Origin of the sequence: Enhygromyxa salina (assembly GCF_002994615.1) — a bacterium.
In the GTDB taxonomy this organism is placed as follows: domain Bacteria; phylum Myxococcota_A; class Polyangia; order Nannocystales; family Nannocystaceae; genus Plesiocystis; species Plesiocystis salina_A.
On the sequence record NZ_PVNK01000301.1, the window covers coordinates 1 to 7543 of the forward strand.

5 protein-coding genes are annotated in these 7543 nt (G+C 69.8%); 4 read left to right on the forward strand and 1 reads right to left on the reverse strand.

Annotated elements, in window-relative coordinates; genetic code table 11:
- Window positions 1–206: 206 nt before the first annotated feature.
- The 4 genes from ENSA5_RS34500 to ENSA5_RS34515 all read left to right on the forward strand — a co-directional run bounded on the left by ENSA5_RS34500 (window position 207) and on the right by ENSA5_RS34515 (window position 6215).
- Window positions 207–2489 (forward strand): tetratricopeptide repeat protein, encoded by a 2283-nt coding sequence (locus ENSA5_RS34500; protein ID WP_106395980.1) that lies wholly within the window; start codon window positions 207–209, stop codon window positions 2487–2489.
- 131 nt (window positions 2490–2620) lie between these two features.
- Complete coding sequence (locus tag ENSA5_RS34505; protein WP_181198459.1) at window positions 2621–3811, forward strand: radical SAM protein; 1191 nt, start codon at window positions 2621–2623, stop codon at window positions 3809–3811.
- Window positions 3812–3928: 117 nt separating this feature from the next.
- Window positions 3929–5161, forward strand: a complete 1233-nt coding sequence (locus tag ENSA5_RS34510) for a DUF4215 domain-containing protein (RefSeq protein WP_258183111.1) — start codon at window positions 3929–3931, stop codon at window positions 5159–5161.
- A gap of 247 nt (window positions 5162–5408) precedes the next feature.
- Window positions 5409–6215, forward strand: coding sequence for a GNAT family N-acetyltransferase (locus ENSA5_RS34515; protein ID WP_106395983.1), 807 nt, complete (start codon window positions 5409–5411; stop codon window positions 6213–6215).
- Here the strand turns inward: ENSA5_RS34515 and ENSA5_RS34520 are convergent.
- A complete protein-coding gene (locus tag ENSA5_RS34520) occupies window positions 6205–7338 on the reverse strand; it encodes an aminotransferase-like domain-containing protein (RefSeq protein ID WP_181198460.1) in 1134 nt (377 codons plus the stop codon). The genes ENSA5_RS34515 and ENSA5_RS34520 overlap by 11 nt on opposite strands.
- Window positions 7339–7543: the final 205 nt, after the last annotated feature.

The window sequence follows — 7543 nt, forward strand, 5'->3', positions numbered from 1 at the left end:
TCGCTCCGCTCCCTCCCTCGGTGGGCTGGTATGAGCTACGCAATCGCCTGCGTGGCCCCCTAAAGGGGGCTATCCATGACCCGCGCCCAGACCCCGTCGACCCGATCGGGCCCGAGCCGCGATGCTAGCAGCCCGGGCTGCTAGGGTCAGCCTGAATGCGGCTTCCTCTGCCTCTGCCCAACTGGATGGGAGCTTGGCCTCCAGGCGTGCGACCGCGCTGTGCCCACGTCACCCGCGCGGGCGTCGAGCTGCTCCTCGTTCGGCCCGAAGGTGGCTGGGCCCTGGTCCAGTGTCGCCGCGCAGGTCCCCGCGCCGAGGCGCGGACCCTGGCGATCGACCCAAGCCTGGCCGAGCGCGCCGAGCTCGTCGCGCGGGCCTTCGAGCACGCGCTGGGTCGCTCGGGCAGCGCAGCCCTTGGCTGGCTGGACGCGGCGCCCGAGGCCCTCGCCCAGATCGAGCGCGGCGAGGCCCAGCTCGGCGACCTCTCCGGTCGAGAGCTGCTCGAGCTGCTCGACGACGGCCTCGACGACCCCGAGCTCCTCGTCGAGCTGAGCGCGCGGTCCGACTCCCCGCTGGTCGCCGCGGCCGTCGTCCAGCGCCTCGTCGCGCGCGAACAGCTGAGCGCCGCGCTCACCGTCTGGGAGCGCGGGTCCGAGGCGATCGTCGCCGCCGCCGAGCAGACCCCCTCGCTGCTCGCCTGCGCGACGGTGATGGAGTCGCTGCGCGGAGACGGGGTCGCGGCCACGGCCCTGGCCGAGCGCCTCGGCGAGCGAGCCTCCGACCCCGCGCTCCACGAGGCCGTCGCCGCCTCGTGGATCGCCCTGCGCGACCCCAGCGCGGCCGCCGTGCATCTGCGCGCGCGCGCGCAGATCGAGCCGAGCGTGGGCGCCTGGGAGTATTTGATGGCGACCGCCGCCCTGGCCCGCGATCCCGACCTCGTCGTCGAGGCCGCCGCCCGCGCGCGGGCGCTCGGCGCAGACGATCGCGCCGCGCACGTCCGGGCCATGATCCAGTCCGGCGCCTTCGAGGCCGCCGAGGCCACCGTGCGCGAGCAGCTCGACGCCGAGCCCGAGTCCAGCGCGTTGCAGGTCGAGCTGGCCAGCTTGCTCTTGCGTCGCGTCGCCCTCGACGAGGCCGACGCCCTCGCGAAGAAGGCGCTGTCATCCACGCCCGAGCTCGCCGACGCCCACGCGGTCCGCGGCGGCGTGGCCGTGCTCCGCAGCGAGGCCAGCGCGGCGCGGGCTCACCTCGATCGCGCCCTCGAGCTCGAGCCCGAGCACCCGCAGGCGCGGCTGTGGCGGGCCGAGGCGATCTTGAAGTCCGAGCCCGAGGCCGACCCGTCGACCGACCCACACCTGCGCCTCGGACACCTCGCCAACGAGGATCTGTTCGGCGCGCCCTTCGACGACACCGCCCTGTGGCAGATCCTCTTCGCCCTCGTCCGCAGCCGCATCGATCCCGCCCTCGCCCTCCACGGCCCGCTCGCCTACTTTCATCGCGCGCTCCTGCGCGACCTCCACCCACCCGAGCTCCACGAGCCAGCCCTGGCGACCGACGCGGGCACCGTGGAATTGCTGTGGCAGACCCTCGCGCGCTTTGGCGGGAGTCGCTCGGCGCCCTTCTCCATGCTCGCCAGCGAAGGCGACGAGCCGAGCGCCCCCGACCTGATCCTCTGCGAGGAGCTCGCCTCGACCCAGGTCCAGGCCACCCGCTGCCAGCACCGCCTCCTGACCACCCCCGTCGAACAGGTCCTCGCCGGCTTCGAGGTCCTCGCCGAGCGCTACCCCGACTCGCCCCACCCCCACACCTACACCGCCGAGATCGAGCTGTGGCGCGGCAACTATCAGCGCGCCTGGGAGCTGACCGACGCGATGTGGACACGCACGGGCACGCGCTGGTCCTACATCGGCTCGGGCGCGGCGCTCGGGCTCCTCGGGCGTCACGAGCAAGCCCTCGAGCGCTGGCGGATCGGGCGTGAGCGCTTCAAGACCTTCCTCGGCCACGAGGCGACCTACTGTCATCGGGGCGAGGTCTATCGGCTCATGGGGCGCCTCGACGAGGCCCGGGCCGATCTGCTGCAGGCGACGCGGGCGAGCGAGACCCGGGTCGGCGCGTGGATCAACCTCGCGCTCGTCATGCTCGCGGACACCGACGGCGAGGACGCGCTCGCGCCCGTGCTCGATCAGATCGACGGCCTCGCCCCGGTCCTGGTGTGGGAGGCCTCGCGCGCGGCCGCCGACACGCCAGCGATCCGCGTCGATCGCCGCCGCCCTCGGCCCGTGCTCGAGCGCGCGCTCCAGCTCATGCGAGGCAACCGCTCGTCGGTCATGCACACCTTCGTCGACGATCGCGGCCGCCTCCGGGTCACGCCCGACCGACACCTCGAGATCTGGAGCCGGGTCGCCCAGCGACTCCGCGCGCTGCCGGAGCACGGGCTCGGCAGCGCGCTGCTGAGCGATCTCATCGACGCCAACCAAGCACGCTCGTGACTCGAGCAGCGCCATCACGACCGCCTCGCCGAGCGGGCGCGGCGGCGCGACCATCACGCCGACGTGTCGGGCTCGAGCCCGCCCGCCCCTGAGCATGGCGCCCCACCGAGCCCGGCGTTATCCTGCCCTCGGTGGCAAACATCGGCTACATCCAGGTCGTTCGGCACTGCAACCACTTTTGTGGCTTCTGCTCCAACCCGACGACCCCCTACTCGCACACCTTCGAGTCGATGAAGGTCCTCGTCGACGACTTCGTCGAGCGCGGCTACTTCGGCGTGATCCTGACCGGTGGCGAGCCCAGCCTCCACCCCGAGCTGCCCAAGATCTGCCAGTACGCCAGCGACGCGGGCCTCCACGTCCGGATGATCACCAACGGCACCCGGCTGGCCGACAAGAAATTCGCCAGGGCCATGGCCGAGGCCGGCCTGAAGATCGTCCACGTGTCGATCTACTCGGTCATCGAGGAGGTCGAGGACATCCTCCGCGGGACCCCCGGGACCTTGCCGATCGCCCTCCAGGCCCTCGACAACGCGGCCGAGTTTGGCATCGACGTCAACATGAACTGCGTGATCAACAAGCTCAACGCCGATCACCTCGACCTCAACATCAAGTACTTCATCGAGCACCACCCCTACATCCGCCACTTCGTGTGGAACAACCTCGACCCCTCGATGGGCCGGGCCGAGGTCAACCAAGATCAGTTCACGCCGCGCCTCGCCGAGTTCGAGCTCTCGCTCCACCGCGGGTGTCGGCTGCTCCAGCGCAGCGGTCGGACCTTCCGAATCGAGAAGGTCCCGCTGTGCTACATGACCGACTTCGCCTGGGCCAGCACCGAGACCCGCAAGATCGTCAAGTCCGAGGAGCGCATCGTCCACTTCCTCGACGACAAGCAGACCGTGCGCCAGCGCGAGTGGGGCCACAAGTACGCCCCCGGCTGCGAGCAGTGCTCGCTGCGCTCGATCTGCGGCGGGGTCTTCGATCGCGGCGACGCCTACGACCCCGCCGAGCTCTCGCCGCTCTTCGTCAGCCGCGACGCGATCGTCGAGAAGATCCTCAGCGACCCAACGGATCCGAGCTTCGGCAAGCTGACCCTCGACGAGTGGAAGGACCGCTTCGACGGCCCGCCCGCGCCCGCCAACAACGACAGCGACCTCCCGCCGGCGAGCATGCGCGCCGAGGGCCCCAAGGTCGGCGCGGTCACGAGCAAGAGCCGCAAGCTGTTCGAGGCCAAGCGCCGGGCCGAGGGCAAGAAGGCCGCGAAGTCCGGCGTCGCGCTCGAGAACACCAAGCTCGTCGAGCGGGCCCTCGACGCCAACGAGTGAGCCTGGTCGCGATCGCAGGGCTAGCAGCCCGGGGTGCTAGGCAGCGCCGCGCCCTGACCTTCGTGGTAGCGTGTCGAGGCGATGAAAGGATCTGGTCTTCCCGCTGTGGTCGCGCTCGTGGCCACGCTCCCCGCCCTGGCCTGCAGCACCGGCGAGCCCGACTCGCGCAACCCCTTCACGACCCAGGCCGGCGACGGCGACGGCGACGGCGACGGCGAGACCAGCGACTCGGGCGACGGCGACTCGGGCGACGGCGACGGCGACTCGGGTGACGGCGACTGCGGCGACGGCGTGGTCGATCCGGGCGAAGAGTGCGACCTCGGCCCGGAAAACTCCGAGTCCGGCCAGTGCACGCCAAACTGCTTCATCGCCAGCTGCGGCGACGGCTACGTCTACGAGGGCTTCGAGGAGTGCGACGACGGCAACCCGGTCAACACCGACGAGTGCGTCGAGGGCTGCAAGCTCGCCACCTGCGGCGACGGCTTCGTCCACGAGGGCTTCGAGGAGTGCGACGACGCCAACGACGACGACACCGACGGCTGCAACAGCATGTGCCTGCCCGGGACCTGCGGCGACGGCATCATCCAAGACGGCGAGCAGTGCGACGACCAAAACAGTGACACGACCGACATGTGCCCGGCCTGTCAGCTCGCCTTTTGTGGCGACGGCTACGTCGAGGCCGGCGTCGAGGAGTGCGACGACGGCAACGACGTCGACACCGACGGCTGCATCTCGGTCGTGTGCGAGGTCAACGTCTGCGGCGACGGCCACGTCAACGCGGGCGTCGAGACCTGTGACGACGGCAACGACGTCGACACCGACATGTGCCCGACGAGCTGCGAGCCCGCGACCTGCGGCGACGGCTTCGTCCACGAGGGCGTCGAAGAGTGCGACGACGCCAACATGATCGACGACGACTCCTGCGCCAACGACTGCAGCGCCAACAACTGCCTCCAGGACTGGCTCGTCGGCGAGCTCGACTGCGACCCGATTCACGGGCCGTGCGAGGACTCCGAGCCGGGCTACCACTGGAAGGGTTTGTTCATGCAGGACAACGTCCAGTACGCCTGCTGGTGGCACACCAAGAACCAGGGCTGGAACACCAGCTCCGACACCAACTTCTGGCACCTCGCCGAGCACTTCTTGCTCGAGACCGGCGTCGGGAGCTCGCGCTGGTGCTACTCATTCGCGTCGGATCCGTGCCAGAACGACGCCTGCGCCGTCGGCCCACAACCGGCGAACTACTTCTTGGAGGGCAACATCGGCGCCTGGGGCTGGTGTGGCGGCGAGCCGCTGCAAAGCGGGGGCTTCGTGTGCATCCCGGCCCCGCTCGGCGTCGCCTGCGAGTGAGGCGCCAGCCCCGTCCTCCGAGGCCCCGCGACGCAGCCATTGCGCCTCGGCGCCGCGCATGAGTCGGATCGGGCCGCGGGCAGGTCTTCGAGGGGCCTTTCACAAAGGCCCCTCTCTCGGCTCGTACGAAGAGGCCAAGCGAGGCGGCGCGAGGCATTGCACCCCGGGCTGCTAAATCATGCAGCCTCTTAAATTCAGCGCATGATTCAGGACTAGATTTCCCCGCGATGTGAGGCATGCTCGGGCAATGCTCCTCTCGAGCGAGATCGCGCGACTGGAAGAGGCTCGACAGGCGCGGCTGCTCGCCGAGCTCGCGGCGACCTCCCGGCCCTTTGCTGGCGGTGTGATGGGCTTCGACGCCGCTCACACCTGGCACAATCATGCGGTGGGCGTCGGGCTCGACGGGGCGGTCGGCGCGGACGAGATCGACGCGATGATCGAGTTCTATGCGACGCGTGAGGTCGAAGCTCGCGTCGAGCTGACGCCCTTCGCGCACCCGACGCTGATCGCGGGCCTCGGTCAGCGCGGCTTCATCGTGCGTGAATTCGAGAACCTGCTCGCGCGCGAGCTGACGCCCGACGACGACCTCGACGCGCTGCGGCCCGAGCTCGAGCCCGCGGGCCTCGAGCTCCGCCCGGTCGACAAGACCAACGAGGATCAGCTCCGCCAGTGCGCCCTCGCTATCGTCTCGGGCTTCTACCCCGAGGGCGAGGACTTGACGGCGATGGTCGAGCTCGGCGCCGCCACCAACCGCCTGCCCGGCAGCTACCCCTTCCTCGCGCTCATCGACGGTGAGGTCGCCGGCGCCGGCTCCGCCATGCTCGATGATCGGGTCGCGTGCCTGTCCGGCGTCGCGGTCTATCCCCGCTTTCGTCGACGTGGGATCCAGCGCATGCTGATGGTCAAGCGGCTCGAGGTCGCGCGCGAGCACGGCTGCGTGGTCGCGACGATCGGCTCGCGGCCCGGTGAGCCGACCGAACGCAACGCGCTTCGACTGGGCTTTTGCGTGGTCTACAGCAAGGTCATCGTCGGTCGCCCGACCCTCACGACCTGAGCACCTCGGCGAGGCGCTCGACGCCGATGTCGATCGCCGCGCGATCGCAGCCGCCGAAGCTCAGGCGCAGCGCCGACTCGAGTTCCGCCTCGCTCGAGCCGACCGCGAAGGCGGATCCAGGCACGTAGGCGACCCCGCGCTCGATCGCAGCTGGCAGCCGGGCGGCGGCGTCGACGCCAGCGAGCTGCAGCCACACGAACAAGCCGGCGTTCGGTGAGGTCCACGTCGCGCTCGGCCAGGTTGGCGTGGAAAAGTGATCCGCCAGGGCTGTGAGCATCCACGCTCGGCGACGCCTCAACTCGACACGCGTCGCGGTCAGCGACGCCTCGAGCTCTCCCCGCCCGAGGAGGTCGCCGAGAGCCTGTTGAACCAAGTTGGCAGAGTCGATCGCCGCCAGGTCACGAACGAGCGACAGCTTGGCACGCAGTCCCTGCGGCGCGAGGATCCACCCACACCGCAGCGCCGGGCCAGCGATCTTCGAGAAGGTACCGACGTAGATAACCTCGTCCGGGTTGAGAGCATGAAGTGGCGGCAGCCACTCCTCATCGAGATCGAGCCAGCCGTAGGGATCATCCTCGACTATCGGCACACCGTGCCGATGCCCCAACTCGACCAGCCGCTCGCGCTGGTCGAGCCCCATACTGACGCCGAGGGGGTTGTGACCGTCGGCCATCGTATAGATGAACGCTGGCCGCGGCCCTCGCTCGAGGCGTTTGGCGAGGGCGTCGAGATCCATCGTTTGGCCGGCTCCGCCCTCGACTCCACTCGCCCGTCCGCCGGACGGTTGAAGGGCCATCAACATACCGGTGTAGGTCACCGGATCGACGAGCACCTCATCGCCCGGCCGGACCAGCAAGCGCACGAGCAGATCGAGGGCTTGCTGGGCACCATCGGTGAGGAATACAGTGTTCGGTCCACAATCGACGCCGCGCTTGGCCATCAGATCAGTGATGCCGCGACGAAGCTCGTGGCTCGGCGGATTGAGCATGAGCGCCTGCGGGTCCGCGAGCAGACGATCGAACGCCCTCGCGAGGGCCCGGCTCGGGAGGCTGTCGGCCGGTGGTACGCCGATCGCAAAGGAGACGAGGTCCGAGCGCCCCTCGCTGTCCAGCAACAGACGCAACGGGTGCGTCTCGGCACGTTTGGCCCAACCGGTGAGCCGCATGACATCAGACTGCCGCATCTAGCAGCCCGGGGTGCGATGCCTCGCGCCGCCTCGCTTGGCCTTTTCGCCGAGGGCTTTGTCGCCAAAACTTGCAGTACGCCCGGTACAGCGGCGTTTTGGCTTCGCGCCCTCGGCGAAAATTCCGGCGCGAGGCGACACGATG

Coding starts and splice junctions, on each gene's coding strand:
- ENSA5_RS34515 (WP_106395983.1), top strand. CDS start 5,409: ATGCTCCTCTCGAGCGAGATCGCGCGACTGGAAGAGGCTCGACAGGCG.